This window comes from Catenuloplanes japonicus, assembly GCF_000717135.1.
Taxonomy (GTDB): Bacteria; Actinomycetota; Actinomycetes; order Mycobacteriales; family Micromonosporaceae; genus Catenuloplanes; species Catenuloplanes japonicus.
This window is the reverse complement of sequence record NZ_JNXY01000009.1, coordinates 504,719-530,284: the sequence shown is the minus strand read 5'-3', so window position 1 is coordinate 530,284 and position 25,566 is coordinate 504,719. Positions and strand designations below refer to the sequence as shown.

22 protein-coding genes are annotated in these 25,566 nt (G+C 72.0%); 10 read left to right on the top strand and 12 right to left on the bottom strand.

What is annotated here, in order from left to right:
• Positions 1–145: 145 nt before the first annotated feature.
• From OP04_RS17170 to OP04_RS17150, 5 genes are all read right to left on the bottom strand, one after another.
• Positions 146–706 carry a GTP-binding protein gene (locus OP04_RS17170; protein WP_051798108.1) on the bottom strand — a complete coding sequence of 187 codons (561 nt, stop codon included), beginning with the start codon at positions 704–706 and terminating at the stop codon, positions 146–148.
• A gap of 20 nt (positions 707–726) precedes the next feature.
• Positions 727–1,092, bottom strand: coding sequence for a DUF742 domain-containing protein (locus OP04_RS17165; protein WP_033340603.1), 366 nt, complete (start codon positions 1,090–1,092; stop codon positions 727–729).
• Positions 1,092–1,496, bottom strand: a complete 405-nt coding sequence (locus OP04_RS17160) for a roadblock/LC7 domain-containing protein (protein ID WP_033340602.1) — start codon at positions 1,494–1,496, stop codon at positions 1,092–1,094. Before OP04_RS17160 ends, OP04_RS17165 begins: the two co-directional genes overlap by 1 nt.
• Positions 1,496–3,835 carry a sensor histidine kinase gene (locus tag OP04_RS17155; RefSeq protein WP_232323616.1) on the bottom strand — a complete coding sequence of 780 codons (2,340 nt, stop codon included), beginning with the start codon at positions 3,833–3,835 and terminating at the stop codon, positions 1,496–1,498. The genes OP04_RS17160 and OP04_RS17155 overlap by 1 nt, the downstream gene beginning before the upstream one ends.
• A 295-nt stretch (positions 3,836–4,130) precedes the next feature.
• Positions 4,131–4,775, bottom strand: coding sequence for a TetR family transcriptional regulator (locus OP04_RS17150; protein ID WP_033340601.1), 645 nt, complete (start codon positions 4,773–4,775; stop codon positions 4,131–4,133).
• 45 nt (positions 4,776–4,820) lie between these two features.
• On the opposite strand from OP04_RS17150, the gene OP04_RS17145 reads away from it, so the two are divergent.
• Positions 4,821–5,501, top strand: coding sequence for a DUF4386 domain-containing protein (locus OP04_RS17145; RefSeq protein ID WP_033340600.1), 681 nt, complete (start codon positions 4,821–4,823; stop codon positions 5,499–5,501).
• 16 nt (positions 5,502–5,517) lie between these two features.
• Positions 5,518–6,717, top strand: a complete 1,200-nt coding sequence (locus tag OP04_RS17140; RefSeq protein WP_051798105.1) for a DUF1996 domain-containing protein — start codon at positions 5,518–5,520, stop codon at positions 6,715–6,717.
• A 466-nt stretch (positions 6,718–7,183) separates the two neighbouring features.
• Here the strand turns inward: OP04_RS17140 and OP04_RS17135 are convergent, their stop codons facing one another.
• Together OP04_RS17135 and OP04_RS17130 are read right to left on the bottom strand one after the other, a co-directional pair.
• Positions 7,184–8,812 (bottom strand): glycosyltransferase family protein, encoded by a 1,629-nt coding sequence (locus OP04_RS17135; protein WP_033340599.1) that lies wholly within the window; start codon positions 8,810–8,812, stop codon positions 7,184–7,186.
• 41 nt (positions 8,813–8,853) lie between these two features.
• Complete coding sequence (locus tag OP04_RS17130) at positions 8,854–9,327, bottom strand: VOC family protein (protein WP_033340598.1); 474 nt, start codon at positions 9,325–9,327, stop codon at positions 8,854–8,856.
• A gap of 160 nt (positions 9,328–9,487) precedes the next feature.
• On the opposite strand from OP04_RS17130, the gene OP04_RS17125 reads away from it, so the two are divergent.
• From OP04_RS17125 to OP04_RS17115, 3 genes are read left to right on the top strand one after another with little or no spacing between them, the layout of a single operon-like run.
• Positions 9,488–10,015: a SigE family RNA polymerase sigma factor gene (locus tag OP04_RS17125; protein ID WP_033340597.1), complete on the top strand. Its 528-nt coding sequence runs from the start codon at positions 9,488–9,490 to the stop codon at positions 10,013–10,015.
• Positions 10,012–11,256: a hypothetical protein gene (locus OP04_RS17120; protein ID WP_033340596.1), complete on the top strand. Its 1,245-nt coding sequence runs from the start codon at positions 10,012–10,014 to the stop codon at positions 11,254–11,256. The genes OP04_RS17125 and OP04_RS17120 overlap by 4 nt, the downstream gene beginning before the upstream one ends.
• Before the next feature lie 13 nt (positions 11,257–11,269).
• Positions 11,270–11,533: a hypothetical protein gene (locus OP04_RS17115; protein ID WP_157239922.1), complete on the top strand. Its 264-nt coding sequence runs from the start codon at positions 11,270–11,272 to the stop codon at positions 11,531–11,533.
• A 27-nt stretch (positions 11,534–11,560) separates the two neighbouring features.
• Here the strand turns inward: OP04_RS17115 and OP04_RS17110 are convergent, their stop codons facing one another.
• Positions 11,561–12,049: a hypothetical protein gene (locus tag OP04_RS17110; protein ID WP_157239920.1), complete on the bottom strand. Its 489-nt coding sequence runs from the start codon at positions 12,047–12,049 to the stop codon at positions 11,561–11,563.
• A gap of 87 nt (positions 12,050–12,136) precedes the next feature.
• Here OP04_RS17110 and OP04_RS17105 point away from each other — a divergent pair, with 87 nt between their 5' ends.
• Positions 12,137–12,838 carry a ThuA domain-containing protein gene (locus OP04_RS17105; RefSeq protein WP_033340593.1) on the top strand — a complete coding sequence of 234 codons (702 nt, stop codon included), beginning with the start codon at positions 12,137–12,139 and terminating at the stop codon, positions 12,836–12,838.
• Positions 12,808–13,899 carry a Gfo/Idh/MocA family protein gene (locus OP04_RS17100; protein ID WP_033340592.1) on the top strand — a complete coding sequence of 364 codons (1,092 nt, stop codon included), beginning with the start codon at positions 12,808–12,810 and terminating at the stop codon, positions 13,897–13,899. Before OP04_RS17105 ends, OP04_RS17100 begins: the two co-directional genes overlap by 31 nt.
• A 52-nt stretch (positions 13,900–13,951) precedes the next feature.
• On the opposite strand, the gene OP04_RS17095 is transcribed toward OP04_RS17100, so the two are convergent.
• The 3 genes from OP04_RS17095 to OP04_RS17085 all read right to left on the bottom strand — a co-directional run bounded on the left by OP04_RS17095 (position 13,952) and on the right by OP04_RS17085 (position 16,295).
• Positions 13,952–14,536: a GNAT family N-acetyltransferase gene (locus OP04_RS17095; RefSeq protein WP_033340591.1), complete on the bottom strand. Its 585-nt coding sequence runs from the start codon at positions 14,534–14,536 to the stop codon at positions 13,952–13,954.
• Positions 14,537–14,579: 43 nt separating this feature from the next.
• Positions 14,580–15,170, bottom strand: a complete 591-nt coding sequence (locus OP04_RS17090) for a DUF998 domain-containing protein (protein ID WP_033340590.1) — start codon at positions 15,168–15,170, stop codon at positions 14,580–14,582.
• Positions 15,171–15,242: 72 nt separating this feature from the next.
• Complete coding sequence (locus OP04_RS17085; protein WP_232323615.1) at positions 15,243–16,295, bottom strand: glycoside hydrolase family 43 protein; 1,053 nt, start codon at positions 16,293–16,295, stop codon at positions 15,243–15,245.
• Between the two features lie 124 nt (positions 16,296–16,419).
• Here OP04_RS17085 and OP04_RS55660 point away from each other — a divergent pair, with 124 nt between their 5' ends.
• Positions 16,420–18,576 carry a DUF6055 domain-containing protein gene (locus tag OP04_RS55660; RefSeq protein WP_063746618.1) on the top strand — a complete coding sequence of 719 codons (2,157 nt, stop codon included), beginning with the start codon at positions 16,420–16,422 and terminating at the stop codon, positions 18,574–18,576.
• A gap of 55 nt (positions 18,577–18,631) precedes the next feature.
• A complete protein-coding gene (locus OP04_RS17075) occupies positions 18,632–19,033 on the top strand; it encodes a RidA family protein (protein ID WP_033340736.1) in 402 nt (133 codons plus the stop codon).
• Between the two features lie 76 nt (positions 19,034–19,109).
• Here OP04_RS17075 and OP04_RS48515 read toward each other — a convergent pair whose 3' ends face one another.
• Positions 19,110–23,936: a diguanylate cyclase gene (locus OP04_RS48515; RefSeq protein WP_035086321.1), complete on the bottom strand. Its 4,827-nt coding sequence runs from the start codon at positions 23,934–23,936 to the stop codon at positions 19,110–19,112.
• Positions 23,937–24,016: 80 nt separating this feature from the next.
• Here OP04_RS48515 and OP04_RS49750 point away from each other — a divergent pair, with 80 nt between their 5' ends.
• On the top strand, positions 24,017–25,411 hold the full coding sequence (locus OP04_RS49750) for a sensor domain-containing diguanylate cyclase (RefSeq protein WP_051798104.1): 1,395 nt from the start codon (positions 24,017–24,019) through the stop codon (positions 25,409–25,411).
• The last annotated feature ends 155 nt before the right edge of the window (positions 25,412–25,566 follow it).

Here is a 25,566-nt window from a genome sequence, read left to right as displayed (position 1 = left end):
GGGGCGGAGCGAGGCGAGGTCCAGGTGTTGTCTGGGTGTGCGGCGTGGGCGCCCGGATACCGGTGTTGTATCCGGGTGTTCGCGCCGTGCGGCCAGGCGGCGCCTGGGCCACGCCGCAGCCCGTCCACCACCGAAACCCGAACCCCTAGGCGGAGGTACCTGCGGGAAGACGTGACATTGCGTGCTTGACCAGCGAGATCAACGCCTGCTTGCTCGACTGCCGGTCGCGGGCGTCGCACCAGACCAGCGGCACGGTCGGGTTGAGCTTGAGCGCGTCACGGATCTCACCCTCCGTGTACGGGCACTCGCCGAAGAACATGTTCACGGCCGCGACGAACGGGATCCCCCGCCGCTCGAAGTAGTCGATCGCCGGGAAGCTGGCGTCCAGCCGGCGCGTGTCCACCAGCACGATCGCGCCGATCGCACCGACCGCCAGCTCGTCCCAGATGAACCAGAAACGATCCTGGCCGGGTGTCCCGAACAGGTAGAGCACGATGTCGGCGTTGACGGTGATCCGGCCGAAGTCCAGAGCGACCGTGGTCTTGGTCTTGTCCTCGATGCCGGTCAGGTCGTCGATGCCCTCGCTCGGCGCGGTGAGCACCTCCTCGGTGGTCAGCGGCGCGATCTCGCTGACCGAGCCGACCAGCGTGGTCTTCCCGGTGCCGAATCCGCCCGCGACCACCACCTTGACGGATTTGCGGTTCACGTCAGTCAGTCCTTACTTGCCTAGAGACGCTGGAGTCGATCGAGAATGGTTTCGAGGAGCCGGTAGTCCGCCACCGTGCGCTCGGCGGGGTCGCCCAGCGCCAGGAAGCCGCGCTCGAGCAGCACGTCCACCAGCAGCTTCATCACGGTGAGCTGCGTGTTGAGGTACGCGGCGAGCTCGGCGACGGAGATCCAGCCCCCACAGCAGGACAGGATCTCCCGGTACTCCGGTTCCAGCGCCGAGGTGTCCACCGGCAGCGCCGTCACCTGGGTCGCGAGGTTGAGGCTGGTGTTGCGGGGCGAGGTGCGCCCGTTGACCAGCATGTAGAGGGGGACCAGCCGGCCCCCGGGCTCGCCGTCGTCTCCGTACCAGGTCTCGTCGGGCATTAGGCGGCGCCCTGGGGTACGCGCAACGTGGTGCCGAGGTACTGACCGATCCGGGTGACCAGACGGCCCATCTCGTACGCCACCGTGCCCATGTCCACGTCCTGGCCGCACAGCACCGCGAGCCGGGCGTGCGCGCCGGCCGCGGCCACGAACAGCGTGTGCCCCTGGTACTCGACGATCACCTGCCCGACCGGCCCGCTCTCGAACCGCCGACCGGTCCCGGCCGCCACGCTGTGCAGCGACGAGGCGCCGGCCGCGAGCAGCTCGGCGGCGTCCTGTGGCAGCTCGGTGGACTTCTGGATGATCAGGCCGTCCGCGCTCAGGACCACCGCGTGGAGCACGTCGGGGACCGTCACCAGCTCGTCGAGCATCCAGGTGAGATCGTTCTGCGATGTCGGGTCCATCAGGCTTTCCTGTCTCCGTCGGTACGTGGTCCGTCCGCGTCGTCGGCGGCGCGGCCGGCCTTCCAGCCCCGCTGGTACTGCGAGAGCCGGGATCGGGCCTGCTCCGGCGAGCGGGTGGTCTCCGGTGCCTGCGGGGCCTTGGCCGGTCCCGGCTCCTCGTCGCGCAGCTGCGGCGCGAGGTGCTCCTGCGGCCGGCGAACCGGCAGGTCCGGCCGTGACGGCGCCCTGGGCGCCGGCGGTGCGGGCGTGGGTGCGATCGTCTGACCTCCTACGGCGGGGATCCCGTCCTTGAGCGCCGGCATCTCGGCGGTGGGGTACGAGTCGTCCATCGGCGGTTCCGCCACGGCCACCGGAGCGGTCGTGGTCGCGGGGGTCTGGGTCGCCTGCGGTTCGGGCGCGCGGCGCGGCACGGCCGGGGGCACCGCCGCGGGCGGCGTGTTCCGCTCCCGGACCGCTCCGGTGTTCGCGGAGGCCGCGTCCGGCCCGGTCAGGATCAGGCGGGTGGGCAGCAGCACGATCGCCATCAGGCCGCCGTACGCGCTGGTGCGCAGCGAGACCTGGATGCCGCCGCGCTTGGCCAGCTCGGCGACGACCCAGAGGCCGACCTGCGCGCCGTCCCGCAGCGCGGTCACGTCCGGCGTGGGCGCGTCGGCGAGCAGTGCGTTCGCCCGCTGGAGCGCGTCGTGCGGCATGCCGACGCCGGCGTCCTCGATCTCGATGACCACGCCGTGGCTGGCCTGGCCGCAGCTGATGAAGACCTCGGACTCCGGCGGGGAGAACGTCAGCGCGTTGTCCAGCAGCTCGGCCAGCAGGTGCGTGGTGCCGGCCACCGCGGCCGCGGCCAGCGCCAGGTCCGGCGTGTTCCGCAGCGTGACCCGGCGGTACTTCTGCGTCTCGGAGATCGCACCGAGCAGCACGCGGCGCAGCGGCACCGGCTTGTGGAACCGGCGGCCGATCTGCCCACCGGCCAGGATGACCAGGTTCTCCAGGAAGCGCCGGGTCTGCGCGAGCTGGTGGTTGACGTCGAACAGTTCCGCGAGCACGTCCTCGTCGCCGAGCTTGTTCTGCAGCTCCTCGATGGTGCGCAGGCCGCGCTGCAGCGGGCGCTGCGGGCGCCGGGCGACGCCCATCAGCATCGCGGTACCGGCGGCGCGGGTCGCGGCCTCGTCCACGGCCGCGCCGACGGCCGCGGTCAGCGACCGGTTCAGCACGTCCGCGAGGCGGCCGATCTCGTCCTGGCCGTAGTCGCGCGTGGTCAGCTCGACGCGGGTGTCGACCTTCTCCCGCCGCCGCAGCCGGTCCATCATCTCCGGCAGCCGCTTGTCGACGATCGTGGCCGCATCCGCACCCAGCTGCTCCAGGCGGATCGAGAGCGCGCGGTCGACCAGGATCCGCGACTGGCGGACGGCCCAGACGATCGCGGCGATCGCGACCAGGACCGCGCCGAGGCCGACGACCAGCGCGATGATCAGCGCGGTGGTGCTCTCGTTCAGCTGGCGGGCGGAGACGTCACCGCCCTGGGTGATCGAGATGTCCAGCAGCGAGTCCGAGACCTGCGTGGTCGCGGTCTCCCAGGACTCCTGGTCGACGTTCAGCCCGTTGGGCACGCTGTTGCCCCAGGGGCCGGCCTCGACCAGCTCGTTCTCGGCCGCGATCAGGCGGGCCCAGGCCTCGCCCTTGAGCATCGCGTCGTACTTCTCCCGCGCGGCCGGCTCCAGCCGCCCGGACACCTCGTTCAGCGTCGCGTGGTACGACCCGACCAGGCCGGCGAACTCCCGGTGCTCCTCCGCGCTCAGCGTCTTCGCGCCGTAGGCGCTGCCGATCACGGAGCCGGCCCGGGACATCTGGTCGGCGACCCGGAACGCGTCGGTGGCGGTCAGACCGCCCAGCACACCGGCCTTGGCCGGGACCACGCGGGACTGCTCGTCGAAGAGCGCGGTGGCCGCGTCCATGATGCCGTTGTAGTACTCCGAGACCTTGTCCCGCGTGGTCGCCTTGTAGTCGATCGCGCTGCGCTGCTGCGGCAGCTGGTCCAGCCGCGCGACCAGGTCCTCCCACCGGGTGGTGATCGACCGCGGCGCCGAGGCCAGCGCGCCCTCCGCGGTGGAGCGCAGCGCCGCCAGCGTGGCGTCCGTGCGGGCGCGCTGCTGCTGCAGCTCCGGCCCGCCGGTGTTGGCCCGCGCGACGTAGTCGATGCTCAGCCGTCGTTCGCGCTGCACATCCGCGAGACCGGTGGCGGCCGGGATGGACACCTCCTGGACGCTGAGCGCGACCGCGCGGGTGTAGTAGCCGTTGAAGACCAGGTAGCCGGCGCCGGACAGCGCCAGAACCAGGGCCACGACGCTGGGGATGAGAACGAGCCGGATGACTCGCCGGCTGATCGACTGCTGTCGTCCGCCCTTCGCCGTCGAGGCTTTCGCCTGCGCAGCGTGGGGATCGGGTCGCTTCGTCACGATGCTGGGAGTCCTATGCCGTGGGCGGGCGTGCGACTGTGCCGCCGCACAGGATCACTGTGCGCCGGACAGCGAGGGCGATTCGCAGACCCTATCGTTCTCGCCCGGTTTGCACCACCCAGAGTGGACGATCCGGAGCCCCCAAAATGATGAGTCCACACAGGATGGTCGATTAGGGGTATTAGGGGGTCATCACCCGTTCCAGACCGTCCAGGATCAGGTCCAGCGTGAACTCGAACTCGGTCTGGCCGTCACACCATCCGAGTACCGGATCCGTCACGTCGTGCAATTCCGCGGCCACCATCGCGGTCACATGCGGCAGCACCTCCGCCATCGCCGTGATATCGGTCTCCGACGCCACGCCGGCCTCCGGCCGGAACAACTCCTGGGTGAATCCGAGCGCCATCGACCCGAACGAGTGAAGCGCCCGGTGCGCCAGCCGATACGACACCCCGTCCCCGGTCATCGTCCCCACGATCTCGTCGAAATACACGAACAGCCGCGGGGGTACGGAGGAGCGCGCGCCGAGCAGGGCCGGGCCCCACGGGTGGCGCACCATCACCTCGCGCGCGCCCAGGAAACGCCGCCGGAGCCGGTCCTTCCAGCCCGTACCCCCGCGATTCTGGTCCTGAATCTCTCTGATGAGCGCGTCGGCCAGGCCGTCGAGCAGCGCTTCCTTGCCCGGCAGGTGGTGGTAGAGCGACATCGCCTCCACGCCCAGCTCCGCACCGAGACGCCGCATGGTCAGCGCCTTCAGCCCTTCGGCGTCGGCCACGGCCGTCGCGGCGGCCAGCAGGCGGTCGCGGGTGAGCCTCTCTTGCGCCATGGGCCTACCTTACAACGTAAGGTTGCTACGTCCCTGGAGGACGCCATGCGCATCACCGGACTTCTCTACCTCGCCCTCGCCGTCGCGGGCGGTCTTGGATTCCTCACCGTTCGCCCGCGCCTGTTCGCCGACGGGGACCCCGCCGCCACGCTCGCGAACCTCACCGCGCACCCCACGCTCGTCTCGGCCGGCATCGCGCTGGAACTGCTGCTCGTGCTCACCCAGTCGCTCTGCGCGCTCTGGTTCTACCGGCTGTTCCGCCGGGTCGACTCGTTCGCCGCCGGCGCGATCGCCGCGTTCGGCCTGATCAACGCCGTGGCGGTGCTCGGCAGCGCGGCCACGCTCGGTGCGGCCGCGCAGGTCGCCGACGCGCCGTTCGGTGACGCGGCCGCCGTCGTGCAGACGCTCTACCTGCTCGGCGGCAACCTGTGGACCGCCGGGTCGCTGTTCTTCGGGCTGTGGCTGATCCCGATGGGCGCGTGCGTGCTGCGCGCCGGGATGCCGCGCGTGCTGGGATGGCTGCTGATCGCCGGCGGGGTGCTCTACGTGGTGAGCGCGTTCACCGCCTACCTGGTTCCGGGGCCGCTCACGGAGATGCTCGCGGTCCCGGCCTCGATCGGCGAGTTCTGGATGATCTTCTACTTGATCTTCTGGTCTGGGCCTAAAGACCTATCCGGTGGCGCCGAGTCGCGCCTACCATCTCCGCGGCCTGCACCGTCCGCGTAGTTGTTGGGAGCTCCCGTTGGCGTCGCACACCCCCGTCCCCGAGCCATCGGCCGGATTCTGGACCCGGCTCGGCCGGGACCGGCGGAGTCTCGTCGCCACCGGCTCCGGCGTGGCCGTGGTCCTGATCGCGGTCACCGCCGGCGCGGTCTCGCTGGCCTCGGCCTCCTCGTCGCCCGCCGCGTTGCCGCCGGCACCTTCCGGCTCCTCGCCTGCCGTCTCCTCCGCTCCCCCGGCGTCGGCCTCTCCGTCGCCGCCCTCGTCGCCCTCCGTGTCCCCCTCGGCCGCCGCCTCCCCTTCGTCGGCCGCCCCGGCCGCCGCCGCGCCCAAGACCGGCTGGATCCCGGTCGACCAGGCCGCGTGGAAGGCACAGCTGGCCTCGTACAACGCGCTGGGCTTCGATCCCGCCCCGGCCAGCGTCGGCAACATCCCCGAGTTCCGCGCGGACTGCACCTACAGCCACTCGCTCGCCGACGACCCGATCGTCGCCCCCGGTCTCCCCGGGGCGTCCCACATGCACACGTTCGTCGGCAACAAGACCACCGACGCCGGTACGGTCGCCGAAGACCTGATCAAGTTCACGGCCACCACCTGCGAGCCCAAGCAGGACCACTCGTCGTACTGGATCCCCACGCTCTACGACGCCGGCACCGGCAAGGCAGCCGAGCCCACCGGCTTCCGCGTCTACTACCGCTCGCTGATGTCGAACTCGACCGGCCAGCTCCCCATGCCCAACGGCCTCCGCATGATCGCCGGCGACGCCAAGAAGAAGAACCCCACACCGCGCGGCGCCACCGGCCAGTTCTACTGCGCCTACTGGGAGGCCGGCCACGACGCCGACGGCATCGCCCGCAGCACCAACGGCAACTGGCCCATCTGCGAGAAGCAGGCCTACCTCCACTACATCCTGCAGTTCCCCGACTGCTGGGACGGCAAGAACCTCGACAGCCCCAACCACAAGGACCACGTGGCCAACGGCTGGAACAACACCTGCCCCGCCAGCCACCCGGTGAAGATCCCCGCCATCGCCTTCGACATCCAGTACGGGGTCCAGGGCAGTGCGGCGGGTTATTATCTGGCCTCGGACAAAGAGGGTGCCAGCTCTTCTTCCATGCACGGGGACGCCTTTGTCATGTGGGACACCGACGTCATGAACAAACGCACCAAGAATTGCGTTCTGCAGCGCCGCACTTGCGATAATTACGGATATCTGAAGTAAGAGCGCCGACAGATACGTGAGCTACCTTATAGCCGGGCTATAAGGTAGCTCACGTATTTTCACGTGCGCAAAGCACACCATGGTGACCGCCTGGCTGCCGTATGCCGGCCGCTGCGCGACGGACCAAAGCCGGCGGCCCTGCCGATGACCTGCCCGGCATGTCCAGAGCCGATGGCAAACGGGGCAGACAGGCCGCGCGAAACCGGACCACCGCGGGGCTTGGCCAGCGAAGCCGGTAATTGCCTGCACCCCGCCCCGGCGTCGGTGGCTCTCGCCGGAGGCCCGCCGGAGGCAGATACCGCCGCCAATGCCGTCCGGCCCGGTCCGCTACGAGATCGGGCATTCAGTGCCCGAAATTTCGGCAAATAGCGGCCTTGGTACGACTACTCACCAGAACCTGACATCAGAATCGGCCGGCGGCTCAGGAATCGGAACCGATCCCGGTCAGCGTGCCGGGGGTGCTGCCTTACCGCGCGGCCGACACCGTCAGGCAGGCGTCGCCTGTGGCTTTGCCGATGACCGGGGTCTGGGACCGGGCGATGTCCGCGGACAGTGTGACGGTGTAGACCGCGCCGGAACGGAAGCGCTCGGGGGACGACACCGTGCCGAGGGCGGCCAGGCGTTCAGCGATGACCTTTTCGGTGTCGGTGCCGCCGGCCTGCATGCCTGCGTAGACCAGAATTCGGTGGTAGCCGCGGGCCGCGTCCGCGATCGGGTTGTGGCGGCAGTTGTTCTCCAGGACGCCTACCGGGCCCAGGGCGGGGCCGGCGTACCACTTCACGGCCGGCCAGGCGGACGGGTTGGCCAGGACCAGGTCTCCGGGGCGGTGGGCGGCAACGATCGCCTGCACGGCAGCGCGGTCGTCGAAACCGTTGGTGTAGGGGGCGGGGCCTGCGGCGGCGGCCGCGGCCGGGGCGATTCCGAATGCGGCCAGGGCGGCGATGCCGACCGCGCCCACGGAGGCGGGGATCAGGCGGGCCGGACGGCGGGCGGCGGTCAGCAGCGTGAACACGATCAGGTCGGCTGCGATCGCGGCGGCCACGAAGAGGGGCGGGAGCAGCTGGATGGCGAAACGGCCGTACAGCGGGACCGCGTGTGCCACGGCGGCCGCGAACGCGGTGGCGATCGGCGCCGCGAGGAGCAGGCCTCGCACCCACCGCGGGCCGGCCGTCCACCCAGGCACGGTCGACAAGGACGCGCCGGCGGAAGCCGGAGCAGAGGCGGAGGCAAGGGCGGCAGGAGCAGAGGCAGGAGAGGTCCCGCGGGGCCACCATGCGGCCGCGACGATGCCGATCAGCGCCAGCAGCCAGATGACGGCGGCGAGTTCCACGCGTACGCCGATCGGGTCGCCGGCCAGGGTGGCGGGGCGCTCGATCAACCATGTCACGGTGCCGCGTACGCCGGGCGGCGGGAAGCCGAGGCGGGCGTTCAGTGCGGCCAGCGTGTCGTCGCCGAGTGCGTACTTCAGCGCCAGCACGTAGTGGGCGATCAGGGCGGCGGCGAAGACGGCCACGCCGGCGGCGTGCTGCCGGATCGCGCCGAGCCAGCCGGCGGAGCGGATGGACACGATCACCAGGACCAGGGCAAGGCCGGGGGTCACCATGATGGCGGCGGTGCTGAACAGGCCGCTGACGGCGGCGGCGAGCCACCACAGCCAGGCGCGGTGCGCGCCGAGCAGGGCGAGGGTGAGCAGCAGGAGCACGGTGAACGCGTCGGCGGAGTACTGCTTGATCTCGGTGGAGTAGCGCATCAGGGAGCCGTTGACGGCCAGCAGCGTGACCAGGACCAGCGTGCCGGCGGGGCCTAGGAGACGGCGGCCGGCCCAGTAGGCGAGTACCAGGGTGCCGACGCCGAACAGCAGGGGGATGAGCCGCAGCGCGCGGCCGTCGTCACCCAGGGTGAGGAAGACGGCGCGCTGGGCCCAGAGCCAGCCGATCGGTGCGCTCTGGTCGTGGGAGAGGTCCGCGGCGAGCGCGGCGAAGCTCCGGTCCCTCAGGTTGATCGCGATCATCTGCTCGTCGAGCCAGAGCGGACGATCGGTGAACCAGCGGACCACCCGGGCCGCGGAGCCGAGGATGACGACGAGAATTGCCACTATGCGCACGATCGGGGAATGGTAGCCGAACGGCTCGACCGTCAGCCGAGCGACTTCAGCGTCCGGTCGAGCGTGCTGAAGACGATGTCGTCGCCGCCCTCCCAGGCGGGTACGGGATCGGGCTGTCCGGGCGCGGGAGAGTACAGCCACCAGAGGTTGCCCCACGGGTCGAGCAGTCGCGCGAGTGTTGACTCTCCGTAGAACGGCACGGGCGGGGTCACGACGGTCGCGCCGCGCGTGGCGGCCCGGTCCAGCACCTCGGCGGCGGATCGCACCCATACCTGCAGCAGGCCGGGGCGGGCGGGCCAGCCGTCGAGGCGGTCGGCGGCCATCAGGTCGACCGTGCCCATCCGTACCTCCGCGTGGATGAGTTTGCCGTCCGGCATGGGGGTGCGTGCCTCGGCGGTCTCGGTGACGTCGAAGACCTCGCAGACGAACGTGACAAATCCGGCCGCGTCGTCCACGATCACGAACGGGTTGAGCGCGGCGGCACCGGTGGGCGGGTTGAGGATCATCGGCCCAGCGTGGCAGTCATCTAGGTCAGCCGCTGACCGCACAGGCAAAGCAGGATCACGAGCGGCCGCGGGCGTACGACCGGAAAAGATTTTGATCCGACCTACAACCGGGCGCGGCCGGCTCGTGTCTTCCGTTCGTGACATGTCGACAGGAGCGGGCATGAGCGACACGACGGACGCCGATTACCTCGCGTACGTGCACGGTCGGATGGCGGCGCTGCGCCGCTGGGCCTACCTGCTCAGCGGCGACACGCATCAGGCCGACGACCTGGTGCAGGAGGCGCTGACGACCGTGTACTCGCGGTGGCACCGGGTGTCGAAGGCGGAGAACGTCGACGGGTACGTGCACCGGATCCTCGTGCGCACGTTCCTCAACGAGCGCCGCCGGGGCTGGTGGAAGGTGCGTCTGCTCGGCGGCGGGACCACCCCCGAGCGGCAGCCGGACCCGGAGGACGCGGCGGATCTGGAGGAGAAGCAGGTGCTGCGGGCCGCGCTGGCCCGGATCACGCCGAACCAGCAGGCGGTCCTGGTGCTGCGGTTCCTCTGCGATCAGAGCGTGGCCGACACCGCGCTGGTCCTCGGCGTGTCCGAGGGCACCGTCAAGTCCCAGACCGCACACGCACTGAGCGCCATGCGCAGGATCCTCGGCGAGCGGATGCCGAGCATGACCCTGGAGGTATCGCGATGAAACCGGATAACGAGGAAGAGCAGGCGCGGCGGATGCTGGCGCCGCTGGCGGAGGAGCCACCGGCGGACCCGCGCATCGACCTGGCGACGATCATGCGGGACGGCTCGCGCAAGCGGCGCACGCGCGCGATGGCGGGCGGTGCCGCGTTCGCGGCCGTGCTGGCGGTGACGGCCGGTGCGGGCTTCGCCGTGCTGCCGCTCGGCAACGCGGCGGGACTGCCGATGGCCGCGGGGAGCGCGTCGTGGGAGCCGTCCGCCCCGACGACGGTGCCGATCCCGACGACCGGTCCGGGTACGGCGCCGGAGGGCCGCAGCTGCGTGAGCCAGGATCTCAGTCAGGACTCGTCGCTGATGATCACGGATCGCACCGGCCGGTGGGCGGTGACCAGCACCGGCAAGTTCAGTGCGCCGGTGCTGGTCGAGAACGGCGATGAGCTCAGCGCGGTGCCGATGGAGGGCGAGGGCACCGGCGTGGTGCTGATCCCCACCCAGATCAACAGCGCCGGCGCGTTCGCCGCCTGGTCCTACAACACCGGACAGGCCTCGAAGGCCTGGGTGTACCTGAACAACACGCCGACGCTGCTCCAGGGCACGGACGCGCGCGCGGTCGCGATCGCCGAGACCGGCGGCGTCATCGGCGGCAAGGTGGACGAGCGGCCGGCGGTCTGGGCGTCTCCGGCCGCGGCGCCGACCATGCTGGAGCTGCCGTCCGGGCACAACGTCGGCGAGGTCGTGGCGGTCAGCGACGACGGCACCACCGTGGTGGGCACCACCGGCAACGGCCGGACCACGGAGATCACCTGGTCGGACTCGGTCGGCACCGGCACGCTCTGGCTGCCGGACGGCGAGGTCAGGGCGCTGCCGCTGCCCGAGGGCGCGGAATGGGTCCGGCCCACCGCGATGCGCGGTGACTGGGTGGTCGGCCTGGTCTCGGACGGAACCGCGTTCCGCTACAACATCGAGGCGGACGAGATCGAGACGCTGCCGTCGCAGATCGTCTGGCCGTCCGCGGTCGCCTCGGACGGTGCGGTCGCCGGCATGGTCGTGCAGACCCCGGTCGTCTTCCCGCAGGGTTACCGGTCGGTGCTGCTGGTCGGCGACGAGGTCCGGGCGCTGCGGCCGGACGACCCCGGCGACACCATCCACGAGATCTTCGGCCTCACCGACAATCTGCAGGTCATCGGCACGTTCGTGGTGCCGTCGCAGTCGCGGGGCGGCACGTTCGCCTCCGACTGCGCCTGAGGTGGGTCGCCTGATGGACGCCGCCCGGATCGCCGCGCTGCAGAAGGCCTTCCTGGAGGGCCGGGAGGACAGCTCGCAGCTGACAGCGCTCTCCCGGCCGGCCGGTGCGGCGGCGAGCAGCCCCGCCGCCGCACCCGGCGGGAGCGAGAAGCGCGTGGTCCGGCGCACGCGCCACGTCGCCTTCCTCGAACAGCCTTCCCCGATGCGTGCGGTGCGCGTGCTCCGCCTCCATGGGGGCCGGCTGATCGCGCTGAAGCCGGAGGCCGGAGCGGCCTGACCGTGACGGCCGGCCGTGATCGACCGCTCAGCGGGAGTGGTCGATCGCGGCCAGCCAGATCGGCGCCGCGTGCTCGTGGGCCTCGACGCCCTCGAAGAACGCCTCGGTGAGCTCCTCGAACTGGTCCTCGGGCGCGCCGTCGACCTCGATGAACTTGGGCCGGAAGACCGCGAAGCCCTCCGGCTCGGACATCGGCCGGTACGGAATGGCCATGCGCAGCAGGAAGTCGAACGGCGGGTGGCCCACCGCCTCCACCAACAGCGCGTCGGTCTCGCCGTCCGGCAGCTCGATGAAGCCGTCCAGGATGACCACGGAGTTCACGGCCTCGTGCGGGTTGTTCCGCAGCGACTGGTGCGCGGACGCGGCGCCGGCCTGCAGATCGCCGGGGAAGCGGTCCAGGCCGCGCTTGCCGTCCTGCTTCTCGTAGCCGTACATCGGCACCAGCACCTCGCCGTTCGACACACCCCAGACCGCGTGCGCCGCGAAGAACCCGGCCATCCGGGCGGTATCCCACATCCCCTCAGCCTGCCATGCCGCTCACCGTGACCGCTTCGCACTCCGGTCATTGACGCGTCCCCCGGCGCGCGCCTAGCGTCGGTGACCATGCGGGCACTCGTAGTACGTGGCGGCTGGGAGGGACACCGGCCGGTCGAGGCGACGGAGCTGTTCCTTCCGTTCCTGAAGGCCCAGGGATTCGAGGTGACGATCAGCGACGACACCACGGTCTATGCGGATGCGGCCGAGCTGGCGCGCACCGACCTGATCGTGCAGTGCGTGACCATGTCCGAGATCCGTGGCGAGGAGGTCAAGGGCCTGCGCGCGGCGATCGCGGCCGGCACCGGCTTCACCGGCTGGCACGGCGGCATCGCGGATTCGTTCCGTGCGTCGTCGGACTATCTGCAGCTGGTGGGCGGCCAGTTCGCCACGCACCCGAGCAAGGAGCCGTCCGCGTGCGCCGGCGGTCCGGAGGACAACTTCCTGCCGCACACCATCACGCTGACCGACGCGGGCCGGGAGCATCCGATCACCGCCGGCCTGGACGACTTCACGCTCACCACGGAGCAGTACTGGGTGTTGCACGACGACCTCAGCGACGTGCTGGCCACCACCACGCACCCGGCGCCGCCGTGGCACCCGTGGCACCGGCCGGTCACCTCACCCGCGGTCTGGACCCGGCAGTGGGGCGACGGGCGGATCGTGGTGTCCACGCCCGGCCACAGTCTGGATGTGCTGGAGCACGCCGGCGTGCGCACGATCATCGAGAGGGGCATGACGTGGGCGACCCGCACGGCATCGGCATCGTAGGGCTCGGTGTCATCTCCCGGGCATACCTGGAGACGCTCGCCGGCCACCCCGCCGTGCGCGTCGCCGCGGTCGCGGACCTCGACGCGGCCAGGGCCGGCGCGGTCGCGGAGCAGCTGCCCGGCACGCAGGCGCTCTCCGTCGACGCGCTGCTGGACAGCCCGGACGTGCAGACCGTGCTCAACCTGACCATCCCGGCCGCGCACGCGGACATCGCGCTGCGCGCCATCAGCAAGAACAAGGGGGTGTACGGCGAGAAGCCGCTCGCCGCCACGTTCGAGGAGGCGGAGGAGGTCGTGGCGCGGGCGGCCCGCGCCGGGGTCGCGCTCGGCTGCGCGCCGGACACCGTGCTCGGCACCGGTACCCAGACCGCACGCGCCGCGATCGACGAGGGCCTGATCGGCCGCCCGCTGTCCGCGCTGGCCGTGATGATGACGCCCGGCCACGAGCGCTGGCATCCGAACCCTGACTTCTACTACTCCCCCGGCGGCGGCCCGCTGCTCGACATGGGGCCGTACTACCTGTCCGCCTTGGTCCAGCTGCTCGGCCCGATCCGCGCGGTGACCGGCGTCGGCGCACGGCTGCGCGGCGAGCGGACGATCGGGTCCGGCACGCGCGCGGGCGAGCGCATCCCGGTCGGGGTGGACACGCACGTCACCGGCGTCCTGGAGCACGACGGCGGCGCGCTCTCCACGATCACCACGAGCTTTGACGGGGTACGGACGAGCGCTGCCCCGATCGAGGTGCACGGCGAGTCCGGCACGCTGGTGGTCCCGGATCCGAACACGTTCGGCGGCGACGTCCGGCTGTTCCCGCTGGGCGGCGACGACTGGCGCACGTTGCCGCCGTCCGCCGGTTACTCGGACGCGAGCCGTGGCGTCGGCCTGCTCGACATGATCACGTCGGAGGCGCGGGCCGGCGGCTCGCTGGCGCTGCACGTGCTGGACGCGATGACCAGCCTGCTGCGCTCCGCCGGCGAGGGCCGCCGGATCGCGCTGACCACCACCACGGACCGCCCGTCCCCGGTCCCGCTCACGCCCGCGGCCGCCTGGCAGCATCGCTGATCCCGTGATCGAGGCGTCCCTCGTTCCGACGGCGCCGGGGACGCCCCGATCGTCACGGGGTGGGGGACGCGTGCGAGGCGAACCACTCCGTGGCCAGCATCGCGAAGTCCAGCTCGGTGCTCCACTCGCCCTTGAAGAACTCGTTCTCCACCAGGCGGGCCTCCTGGCGCATGCCGAGGCGGTGCGCCAGCCGGGCCGAGGCGGTGTTCCGCTCGTCGATCCGGGCGATGATGCGGCGCAGGCCCAGTTCCTCGAAGCCGAGCCGGAGCAGCGCGCGGGCGGCCTCGGTGGCGTACCCGTGGCCGCCGTATCGGGGGTTGAGGATCCAGCCGACCTCACCGCCCGCGTGCAGCTGGGAGTGGTAGAAGAGGATCACGTCGCCGATCAGCTCGCCGGTCGCGGCCACCTCCACGCCGAGCGTGAGGTTCTGGCCCTCGCCGGTCAGCGTGTGGTTGGCGAACACGCCCTCCAGCCGCGCCTCGATGTCCGCCCGGTTCTGCGGCGGGAACGGCACGAACCGGCAGAGGTCCGGAATGCTGCGGTACGCGACGAGCGCGTCGACATCCGCCGTGGTGAGCGGCCGCAGCAGCAGGCGCTCGGTGCGGACGGGGTAGCTGGGGCGCAGTTCTGTGGGCATCGACTGCGATCCTGCCACCTCCCCGTCCGCGAACCGACCGGTTTTACGCGCGCGGCGTGCGTACCCTCGCGAAAAGAACGGTGAGCCAGGCGGACGCGAGAATGACCGCGCCGCTGAAGGCCCACAGCGTCCAGGACGCGCCACCACCGCCGGCCAGCGCGACGAAGGTCGCGAGGAAGACGACGCCGGTCACGGCCGAGAACAGCGAGAACGCGCGATCCGGCGCGAAGCGACGGGCGACCAGCAGCGCGGCGACGACGAGGCCGATGAAGCCGACGCCGCCGGATGCGAGGTGCGCGATGCCGTGCCAGCTGACGGTGGCGGCGTCGTCCGGCGTGCCGGGCGGGAAGCCCTGGCCGGGATCGGCACGGAAGACGCCGGCCGCGATCAGTCCGAGGCCGTAGAGGCCGATCCCGATCGCGGGCCCGCGCAGCCGTGCCCGGAGCCCGGCCGCGCCCGCGACGACCAGCGCGCCGGAGATGATCAGGTTGGCGACGTGGACCCAGCCCCAGGAGCCGTTGGCCAGCATGCTCCAGGCGTGCCGGTTCGGGTCGAAGCCGGGGCGCAGCAGCACTTCGGCGAGCGAGACGAGGACGTAGAGGGGGCCGGCGATCATGCCGAGCGCGTTGAGCACGGTACGGCTCCGTTCGAGGTGAGGAAGTCTTCTCCTCCTACCTCGAACGGACCGATCCGCTTTTCGACACGATCACTCGCCGGACGGGCCCGCGATCGCGACGCCCAGGCCGACCGGCGTGCCGAAGTTCGGCGTACCGTCCGCGTTCCAGGTGAACCTCTGGGCGCGGGTGGAGCGGTTCAGGTCGCAGCCGCCGGAGGCAGAGCTGTTGGCGTGGTAGACGAGCCAGTCCTCCGTACCGTCGGGGCTCTTGAAGAAGCCGTTGTGGCCCGGGGCGTAGACGCCGGCCGCGTTGTTGCGCTGGAAGACCGGGTTCGGCGACTTGGTCCAGGACGAGGAGAGCAGCGGGTCGCCGCCGTTGTAGGTCAGCATGCCGAGCTTGTAGTCGGGCGTGGAGCAGTGGCTGGCGGAGTAGACGATGAACGTCTTCCCGTTGCGTTGCAGCACCTCGCCGCCCTCGTTGACCGCGCCGCCGACCGTCTCCCAGCCGTACGTGGGCGTGGACAGCGTCCTGCGCGTGCCGCCGGCGGTCCACGGGTTGCTGAGCGGGCGGATGAACATCGGCTGCGAGCCGTTGTAGAACGTGCCGAGCAGGTAGAGGTTGCCGTTGAGCTGCAGGATGCTCGGGTCCAGCTCCCAGGTGTTGTTCTGGGCCGGGTCGAGCAGGTCGGCCTTGAACGTGTAGGGCCCCATCGGGTCCAGGCCGGCGCTCTCCAGCACGTGGATGCGCTGGGTGCCGAGGTTGTACGGCTCCTGGCCGGCGGTGTAGTAGAAGTACCACCGCTTGCCGTTCGGGCCGTCGAGCAGGAAGAACTCGGGCGCCCACATGGTGCCGGCGCCGTTCGGGCGGGTGAGCGTGAAGAGCAGCGTGTCCGGCGCGGTCTTGAGGCCGCCGAGCGTGGCCGACTTCCGCATGGTGATCCTGTTGGTCCAGGTCGTGGTGGCCAGGTAGTAGAAGCCCTGGTAGTAGGTGAGCCACGGGTCCGGGCCCTGCGCCTTGAGCGGGTTGGTGAAGGTGGCAGGGGCGGCGGGGGCGGCGGCCGCGGGTTGCGGGGGCGCGGCGACGAGGCCGATCAGCAGGGCGGCCAGCGCGGCGAGGAGTGATCGTTTCCGCGAGAGGGGCATGAGTCCTCCGGACATCGAAACGTATCGAAATCGTTTTCGACATCAGCCTAGCATTCATTTGCGTCTATTCAAACGTGCGCCTACATTGACGGTCATCAGTGTCAGACCGTCGAGAGGACCCCCGATGAGAGCTCGCCGATGGCTGGCCGCCCTGGCGCTCGTCGCCCTGGGCGCGGCCCCGATGGCCGTGCCCGAGCTGGTGCCGCCGGCCGCCGCCGCGGCCAAGTCGGTGTGGATCCCGGCGCGCTGGCAGAGCACCGGCGAGGTGCCCTGGGCCACGGACCGCAGCCGCGAGTCGACCAACTTCATCCTGCTATGGGGCGAAAAATCCGGCACGAATCCGCTGAACGCGTCCGGGGACTACCGCTTCGATCCGGACAACATCCTGAGCCAGCTCGAGACGCTCTACGCGTTCTACATCAACAGCATGCGCTTCACGACCGAGACCGGGCTGCTCGCCCAGCACAAGATCATCGTGATCGTGACGCGCACCTGGAACCGCACCGCGCTCGACGCCTGGGCGACCGGCGGCTCGACCGACAACACGGTCGGCGTCATCAACATTGCGCCCGCCGCGGCCCAGCCCGGATCCTGGGGGCTGGCCCACGAACTCGGACATGTCTTCCAGAACTACACGTTCCTCGGGCGCTCCGGCGTGGGCTTCACGCACGCGTCCGCGGGCACGTTCTGGGAGGCCAGCGCCGAGTTCATGGCCATGCAGGTGTACCCCCGGACCGCGGCCGGCGACCTCACCCGGTGGCTGCGGACCGAAAACCTTTACTACTCGTCGTCGCGACACCACTACGGCGCCTGGATGCTGCCGCAGTACATCAAGGACCGCGACGGGCTCGCGATGTTCAACCGGGTGTGGAACGAGGCGCTGAGCAGCGAACATCCACTGGAGACGTACCGGCGGATCAACAACATCACGCAAGCGGAGCTGAACCGGCGGCTCGGCGAGTACGCGCAGCACAACGTCACCTGGGACTACACCAACCGCGCGGACTTCCTGCCCTTCATCACCAATGTGTACGGCGCCGGGTTCCTCAACGCGTACAAGGGCGTGCCGGTCGAGGCCGTCAACGCGAGCGCGCGCCACTACCGGATCTCCGACGCGATGGCGCCGTCCGACTACGGCTACAACAAGATCCAGCTCAAGCCGGACACGGACGGCGGGCTGATCCGGGTGCGCCTCAAGGGCCACGCGGAGACCGGCGCGACCGGCTGGACGTTCGGGTTCGTCGCGGTCAGGAACGGCGTGCCGCGGTACGGCACGCTCGCCCAGGGCACGGACGCGGAGATCAGCATCCAGACGCAGTCCGGCGAGTCCGAGGTGTTCCTGGTGGTCACCGGCACGCCGGCGAACGCGGTCCCGAAGTACGGCTTCCTGGACGGCTGGCCGAAGAACCGCCGCTACCCGTACGAGTTCCGCGTCTCCGGCGCCTACCCGGTCGAGCACGCCCCCGGCTACGTCAAGCCCGCGGCGACGAACGGCGGCCGCTGGCACAGCAACGGCGGCGGCTGGGTGGCGGGCAACGCGAGCGTGGCGTCCACCGCCTACGTCGGCCCGCGCGCGGCCGTCTACAGCGGCACGGTCACCGGCAACGCCCGCATCGAGGATCTGGCCTGGGTCAACGGCGGCACGGTCAACGGCAACGCGGTCGTGCGGGGCAGCGCGATCGTCCAGGGCGGCGCCACGGTCGGCGGGTCCGCGGTGGTCGGCGGCGACGCGGAGCCCCCGGGCGGCCCGACCGGCACGAACTGCACGTCCGGCACGTACCTGATGTTCAACCCGAGCCGCGGCTGCGACGGCGCGGGCGGCGAGTCCGACATCAACCCGGCGCACGGCACGTTCTCATCCGACGCGCTGGCGATCTCGGGCACGACGAACCCGACGCCGACGCCCACCGTCGTGCCGACGAACCCGACGCCGAGCCCCACCGTCGTCCCGACCACGCCCGGCGCCACCACCTGCCGGGTCGCCTACACCGCCAACTCCTGGTCCACCGGCTTCACCGGCGAGATCACCGTGACGAACACCGGCACCGGCGCCATCAACGGCTGGACGCTGACGTTCGGCTTCGCCAACGGACAGACCGTCACGAGCAGCTGGAACGCCACGGTCTCCCAGTCCGGCACGACCGTCACCGCGCGCAACGCCGACTACAACGCCACGATCGCGCCCGGCGCCGGCGTCTCCTTCGGCTTCCAGGCCACCCACGCCGGCACCGACACCGCGCCCGCCGGCTGGTCGCTCAACGGCGCGGCCTGCGCTACCTGACCGCGGCACGGGTGTGGAGGCGCCGGCCGGTCGGCGCCTCCAGTACCGTGCCGAGGTGACAGGGAAACGCATCATTCTCAGTGGTTCCACGTTCGAGGAGCAGATCGGGTACGCCCGCGCGGTCGTGGCCGGCGACCAGGTCCACGTCTCCGGCACCACCGGGTTCGACTACGCGACGATGACCATCGCGGACGACGTGGTGTCCCAGGCGGAGCAGGCGCTGCGCAACATCGGCGCGGCGCTGGCCGAGGCCGGGTGCACGTTCGCGGACGTGGTCCGCGTCCGCTATCTGCTCCCGGACCGCGAGGACTTCGCGCCCTGCTGGCCGGCGCTGCGCGCCGCGTTCGCGGACGTGCGACCGGCCGCCACGATGATCGTCTGCGGGCTCGCCGACCCCCGGATGCGGATCGAGATCGAGGTCGAGGCCCGGATCGGCCTCACCTCCGACGCGCGATGACGCGGCCCGGCCTCACCGCGCATACGCGATCACGCGGCCCGGCCTCACCGCGAACACGCAATGACGCGGACCGGCTTCACGGCGAGTGCGCGACGACGCGGTTGCGGCCCTCGCGCTTGGCGGAGTAGAGCGCCTCGTCGGCCATCTTGATCAGCGTCTCGTGCAGGCCGGTGCGGTCCGGCGTGACGGCCGCGACGCCGACGCTGACCGTGACGATGGCGTGTTCGGCCAGCTCGTGCGGGTGGGCGAGGGCCGCCACCGCCGCGCGCATGCGTTCCGCGATCGCGATGGCGGTGTTCAGGTCCGCGCCGGGGAGGACCGCGACGAACTCCTCGCCGCCGAACCGGGCCACCGTGTCCGTGTCGCGGACCGCGCGCAGCAGCGTGCGGGACACCTGGCGGAGGCACTCGTCGCCGGCCGGGTGGCCGTAGACGTCGTTGAGCAGCTTGAAGTGGTCGATGTCGACCAGCGCCAGCGCGAGCGGCAGCCGGGGTCGGACCGCGCGGCGCCACGCCTCCTCCAGCACCTCGGTCAGGCGGCGGCGGTTGGCCAGGCCGGTGAGCGGGTCCGTGACGGCCAGCGTCTCCAGCTGTTCGTTGGCGGCGCGCAGCGCCTCGGTGCGCTCCGCGACCTTGCGTTCGAGACTGGCGTAGAGCAGCGCGTTGTCCAGCGACACGGAGAGCTGTCCGGCGATGAGTTGCACGGTCCCGATCCCGGTGACGGCAAAGGCATTGCGGCCGTGGCTGCTCTCCAGCACGAGCATGCCCCGCGGCTCGCCCCGGCTGAGAATGGGCACGAGCAAGAGCGATCTCCCGGGTACGCCGTGCAGGTACGGATCCCCGCGGAAACGGTCGTCGTCCGCGCTGTCGCCGATCAGGAGCGGGACGCCGGTGCGCTCCGCGTAGCGGAACGCGGTCAGCGGCAGGCGGTCCGCGGCCTCGGCCAGCGGCACGACATCCGGGGCGGCACCCGCACCCGCAGCAACCGCCGGGCCGGCAGCAGCCGCCGAGCCGGCGGTGAAACCGGCACCCGCGGCCGAGCCGTGGCCCGGACCAGGACCGACCTCCGCGACGGCATCCCGGCCCGCGCCCGGCGCGGCGGGTGACGGGTTGAGCAGGAACCAGGCGCCGGTCTCGACGTCGCGCAGGACCAGCAGGACGCCGGTCGCGCCGGTCAGCGCCTGCAGCACCTCGGCCACCTGCGCCTGCAACCGTCCCACGCGCGTCGACGAGCTGAGCGCCTGCGACGCCCGCAGCACGGCGAGCAGGTCCACGGTCTCGGACGTGATGCCGAGCGTCGAACCGGAGACGGCGCGGGCGGAGCGGCGCAGGAACGGGAACTCCTCGGCCAGGCGCGCGCTCTTTCCGGTCGCGCCCCAGGAGTCGTACCAGCGGGAGGCGTCTTTGATCATGCGCTCGCCGGCGAATCGCAGGCCCTGCGCCAGGTGGTAACGGCCGGCCCGCTCCGCGATGAGCGCACGGTGCCAGGGTCGGCGACGGCCGGCCAGCTGCAGGGCCTCGTCGTAGAAGCGGATCGCGGTGCCGAACGCGCCGTCCGCCGCGGCGCACTCGGCCTCGACGAACAGGTGCAGGTGCGCGACGTTCGCCGGTCCCTCCGCGGCGCGGTCGGCGAGCCAGCCGCGCAGCGCGTGCAGCTCCGCGACCGTGGCGGGGTCGAGGTGGGTGACGAGCGCGAGGCAGCGCAGGAACGCGCCGCTCAGGCTGGTCAGCGTGGACAGGCCGACGCGCATCGGATCCAGTTCGGCGGTGGCCCGGTCCAGCGCGTCGGCGTCGCCGAAGATCGCGGCACGGTGGGCCTCGGCCAGCAGGAGCTGGGCGACCGCGATCGGCACGTCCCGGACCTTGGCCAGGTGCGCCGCGGTGGAGAAGCCGTCGACGTCCATCGTGCCGTCGCCGCGCAGCGCGGCGATCAGCTGCGACCAGCAGGTCATCGAGTCCGTGGTCAGGCTGTTGCCGATGCGCGCGGACAGCGCGACCCCGCTCTCGATCTCGGTGACCACGTCGTCCAGCGTGGCCGCGCAGTCCAGCAGGATCGGCACGGTGGAGCCGTAGGTCATGCTCGCGCTCGCCTGGTCGCCGGCGCGTAACAGGCCCTCGCGGGCACGGCGGACCTGCCGGACCACCTCCTCCAGCGGCTCGAACCAGAGCTGCGACGTGAGCGCGAAGAGGTAGCGGGCCTGGGACGTGGCCGGCTCCCAGCCCAGCGTCTCGGCCTCGGCCAGCAGCTCGCGGGCGGCGACGTACCCGGTGCGGTAGTCGTTGCGGGCCGGGATGGTCAGCAGCATGACGAAGCCGAGCGGGCCGCACAGCGCGCGTGCCGGGCCGCCGTGCACGCGCAGCCGCACGGCCTCGGCCACCAGCCAGGGGACGACGCCGTCGCTGACCTGAAAGCCGGTGACCAGCAGCTGGTGGATGAGCGAGCCGGCCGCGGCCGTGTGCGGGTCGGTGTTCTCCGGCGCCGCGGTCAGCGTGGCCAGCAGGTCCACGCCGTCCAGGATCGAGGTCTCCAGCGCCGGGCCGTCCGGGATCGGGTGGCCGAGCGCGGCCAGCACGCCGGTGCCCAGCGCGAACGCCTCCCGGGCCCCGCCTCGGATGCTCAGGCTCCAGACCTGCAGCGTGGTGGCCTGCGCGAGCGTGGGCGGCGTGGCCTCGGCGACGATCGACGCGTAGATCTCGTCCGCCTCGGCGAGCCGTGCCAGGCCGATCAGCGCGGCGTGCCGTTCCAGCTGGATCGAGCGTCGCAGCGCGGTGTCCTCCGCGGGCGCGAGGCGGGCGGCCGCGGCCAGCAGGTTCTCCGTGGCGGCGAAGTTGGAGACCATCCGCGCGTGCCCGGCGGCCGCGAGCAGCAGCCCGACCGCGTGCCGGCACTCGGCCGGATCGGTCACGTCCGCGGCGGCCAGCTGGTACTGCTCGGCCGCGAGTCCGCCGCAGCCGGGGTCGGCCGCGAGGCGGCGGGCCAGGCTCAGGTGCCGGGCACCGCGTTCCCCGCTGACCGCCTGACGGACCCGGTCGTGCCGGAACCGCACGCCGTCGCCGTCCGCGACCAGCAGCCCGTCCTCCAGCGCGGGCAGCAGCACGTCGTCCGCGCCGAGCGCGCGCAGCACGTCGCCGGAGAGCGGCCCGCCGAGGCAGGCCAGGTCCGCGACCAGGTCGGCCGTCTCCGGGGGCAGCGCGGCGATCCGCGTGCGGAGCAGGCCGAGCACGTCACCGTCGCCGATGTGGCGGCGCAGCGCGTCCGGGTCCCAGTGCCAGCCGTCCGGGCTCGGCGTGAGCACGCCCTCCCGGCGCAGCGCGTTGACCAGCACGACCGTGTCGAAGGGATTTCCGCCGGTACGCGCGTGCACGGCCGCGGCCAGCCCGGCACCGTCCCGGGCGGGCAGTCTGAGCAGCTCCCCGACCAGGCCCTCGACGTCGGTGCCGGCGAGGTTGGACAGCGAGATCCGGACCGGGGAGTGCCAGCGGCGCAGCAGCGCGGTGAGCGGGTGGGCCTCGTCCAGCTCGCCGTCCCGGTACGTGCCGACCAGCAGCAGACCGGCCAGGTCGGTTGCCTCGATCACCTCGTCGACCAGCTGCAACGGCGCCGGTCCGGCCCACTGGAGATCGTCGAGCACCAGCACGACCGGCCGGTCCGGGCGCGCCACGACCTGCAGCAGCTTGAGCCCGACGCGGGCCAGCCGCGCGGTCGCGGTGCGCGGATCGCCCTCGTCGCCGGCCGCGGGCGGGATGCCGAGCACGGTCTGGAAGTCCGGGACGATCGAGGCGAGCAGCCCGGCCTCGGTGCCGAGCGCGTCGAGCAGCCGGGCGCGCGCCTCGGCCAGCGCCGCCTCCGGCTCGGCCAGCAGCATCCTGGCGATGTCCGCGACCGCGAGCCGGACCGGGCCGACGTCCGCGCCGCGGCGCAGGTGGTCGAACGTGGCCGCGACGAACCAGCCGCCCGCGCCGGTCACCATCGGCCGGAGCTGGTCGATCAGGCTGCTCTTGCCCACGCCGGGCGCGCCGTTGACCAGCAGGCAGCGGGTACGCCCGGCGACCGCGTCCCGGAACGTCGTGCGCAGCACGTCCAGTTCCCGATCCCGGCCGGCCAGCCGGGTCGGCGGCACCAGGCGCGCCGGGAAGTCGTGCGCGCCCGGCGGGAACTCCACGCCCGGCTCCGCGCGCATCCGCCGCAGGTCGTGCAGCAGCCCCTCCGCGCTCTGATAGCGGCGGCCGGGCTCCTTCTCCAGCAGCCGGGCCACGATGGCGGCGAACTGCGGTGGCACGTCCCGCAGCGGCGCGGGCACGGCGGAGAGGTGGCTGCGGATCAGGTCGAGCGGGTCGCCGCCGGCACCGAACGGCGGGGTGCCCGCGGCCAGCTCGTAGAGCGTGGCACCGAGCGCGTACAGGTCGGCGCGCTGGTCGACCGGCCACCCGGTGCGCCCGGTCTGCTCCGGCGCCAGGTAGGGCAGCGTCCCGGCGATCTCCGTGTGGTGCGTGAACCCGGGCCGCTCCTCCGCGAACGTGGTGGCCAGGTCGAAGTCGATCAGGATCGGACGCGGCGGCGTACCCTCGGCAAGGATGTTCGTGGGGTTGATGTCCCGGTGCGCGACGCCGCGCGCGTGCACGGCCGCGACCACCTCGGCCAGCTCGGTGGCGAATCGCAGCAGCGTGCCCGCGTCCATCGGCCCGCTCTCCGCCAGCGTGGGCGCGTCGTAGCCGGTCAGTGCGAGCCCGTCGTGCCGCCCGTCCGTCGCGGCGAGCTGCTGCGCGCGCGGCACCCCGGCGAGCCGGTGCAGGATGGCGCGCTCGTGCGCGGTGCGCCGGTGAGCGGACGTCTTGAGCAGCACGCCCTGCTCGCCGGGAGGCCGGACGATGCGGGTGCGGTCGCTTTCGTAGACGACGCTCATCGCCGGTCCGATCGGCGGTCCGGCCGCGATTGTGAGGCTTTCCGCCTCAGCCGGGCCGATTACCCGCCGATGGGCACGTCATGCGGCTGACCGCGGTTCACTGGGGCCGGCACGGTGCCGAGCCGCTGCTGGTGCTGCTGGTCGTGATCGTGCTGCGGCAGCTGGGGCTGGCCCGGACCGGGCCACTGTGGCTGATCGCGCTGACGCTGCTGGCCGGCGTGGTCTACCAGCAGCCGCAGGTCCAGCTGCGGCTCTCCGGCGGCGACCGCACCCGCCGGCTGTGGTGGCGGGTCGGCGGGCACATGCTGCTGCTGGCCTGCACGATGTACCTGCTCGGCTACGGCGCGCTGATGGCCGTGGCACAGTTCCACATCCTGTCCATGCATCTGGACTGGGCCGGCTCGCGCGCGGTCCGGCCTGCGCTGGTCTGCGGTGTGGGCTCGATCGTGCTCGGGCAGCTCGCCGTCGCGGCCGGGGTGGTCCCGTCCTACCTGCCCGCGCCGGAGGTGCACGCGATCGCGGTGCTGATCGGCATCGGCACGGCCAGTGCCATGCGCGTGCTCGGCGTCGCCGTCCAGCAGCGGGAACGGGAGCAGCAGCGCTTCCGGGCGCTGGTGCAGGACAGCTCCGACGTGATCACCGTGGGCGACGCGACCGGCCTCACCTACGTCAGCCCCGCGGTACGCGCCGCACTCGGCTACGAGCCGGAGGAGCTGATCGGCCGTACGCTCTGGGACCTGGCGCACCCGGACGACATCCCGCTGCTCGACGGCCTGCGCCGGCTGCTGCGGGAGTCGGACGCGAGCACCGATCAGGTGCGCGAGGTCCGGCTGCGACGGCGCGACGGCGACCACCGGTGGTACGAGCTGACCGTCCGCAACCTGCTCGCCGAGCCCGCGGTACGCGGTGTCGTCGGCCACCTGCGCGACGTGACCGAACGCCGGCTCGCCCACGACCGCGTCCGGCACACGGCCGCCCACGACACTCTGACCGGGCTGGTCAACAGCGGCGAGCTGAGCCGGCGGCTGGACCGTGCGCTGGCGGCCCGGGACACGTCCTCGGTCGCCGTGCTGTTCCTGGACCTGGACGGGTTCAAACCGGTCAACGACACCTACGGGCACGCGGTCGGCGACGAGTTGTTGCGCCGCATCGGCGCGGACCTGAGCACGGTGACCCGGGCCGGCGACGCCGTCGGCCGGATCGGCGGCGACGAGTTCGTGGTCGTGCTGACCGGCATCACCGACCCGGAGGAGGCGCGGGTCGTCGCGGACCGCGTGCGGGACGCGGTCGGCCGCGAGCGCGACGTGGACGGCTACCCGATCCGGGTCGGCGCCAGCGTCGGCATCGCGATCGCCGCCCCCGGCGAGGACACCGACGCCGCGACCATGCTCCGCCACGCCGACGCCGCCATGTACCGCGCGAAGCGCGGCGGCGCGGGCCTGCCCGAGCGCGCGGCGGACAGGATCGGGGCATGAGTGGCCGCCGCGCGCACCATCGGCGCTGACGGATGCCGGGCGACGTCCGATGTGGATGTCCGGGCGCCGGGCTACAGCGATGCCGCTCCTGACAAGCCGAAAGGCGACAGACCATCCGCACGAGGGACAACCCTCTACCCGAAAGAGCAGGAGTT

Bases quoted from the DNA above. Each gene is read 5' to 3' on its own strand.
- OP04_RS17115 (WP_157239922.1), top strand. From the start codon at position 11,270: ATGGACGCCGCCCGGATCGCCGCGCTGCAGAAGGCCTTCCTGGAGGGC.
- OP04_RS17125 (WP_033340597.1), top strand. From the start codon at position 9,488: ATGAGCGACACGACGGACGCCGATTACCTCGCGTACGTGCACGGTCGG.
- OP04_RS17105 (WP_033340593.1), top strand. From the start codon at position 12,137: ATGCGGGCACTCGTAGTACGTGGCGGCTGGGAGGGACACCGGCCGGTC.
- OP04_RS48515 (WP_035086321.1), bottom strand. From the start codon at position 23,936: ATGAGCGTCGTCTACGAAAGCGACCGCACCCGCATCGTCCGGCCTCCC.
- OP04_RS17145 (WP_033340600.1), top strand. From the start codon at position 4,821: ATGCGCATCACCGGACTTCTCTACCTCGCCCTCGCCGTCGCGGGCGGT.
- OP04_RS17095 (WP_033340591.1), bottom strand. From the start codon at position 14,536: ATGCCCACAGAACTGCGCCCCAGCTACCCCGTCCGCACCGAGCGCCTG.
- OP04_RS49750 (WP_051798104.1), top strand. From the start codon at position 24,017: ATGCGGCTGACCGCGGTTCACTGGGGCCGGCACGGTGCCGAGCCGCTG.
- OP04_RS17165 (WP_033340603.1), bottom strand. From the start codon at position 1,092: ATGCCCGACGAGACCTGGTACGGAGACGACGGCGAGCCCGGGGGCCGG.
- OP04_RS17085 (WP_232323615.1), bottom strand. From the start codon at position 16,295: ATGCCCCTCTCGCGGAAACGATCACTCCTCGCCGCGCTGGCCGCCCTG.
- OP04_RS17120 (WP_033340596.1), top strand. From the start codon at position 10,012: ATGAAACCGGATAACGAGGAAGAGCAGGCGCGGCGGATGCTGGCGCCG.
- OP04_RS55660 (WP_063746618.1), top strand. From the start codon at position 16,420: ATGAGAGCTCGCCGATGGCTGGCCGCCCTGGCGCTCGTCGCCCTGGGC.
- OP04_RS17130 (WP_033340598.1), bottom strand. From the start codon at position 9,327: ATGATCCTCAACCCGCCCACCGGTGCCGCCGCGCTCAACCCGTTCGTG.
- OP04_RS17110 (WP_157239920.1), bottom strand. From the start codon at position 12,049: ATGTGGGATACCGCCCGGATGGCCGGGTTCTTCGCGGCGCACGCGGTC.
- OP04_RS17160 (WP_033340602.1), bottom strand. From the start codon at position 1,496: ATGGACCCGACATCGCAGAACGATCTCACCTGGATGCTCGACGAGCTG.
- OP04_RS17150 (WP_033340601.1), bottom strand. From the start codon at position 4,775: ATGGCGCAAGAGAGGCTCACCCGCGACCGCCTGCTGGCCGCCGCGACG.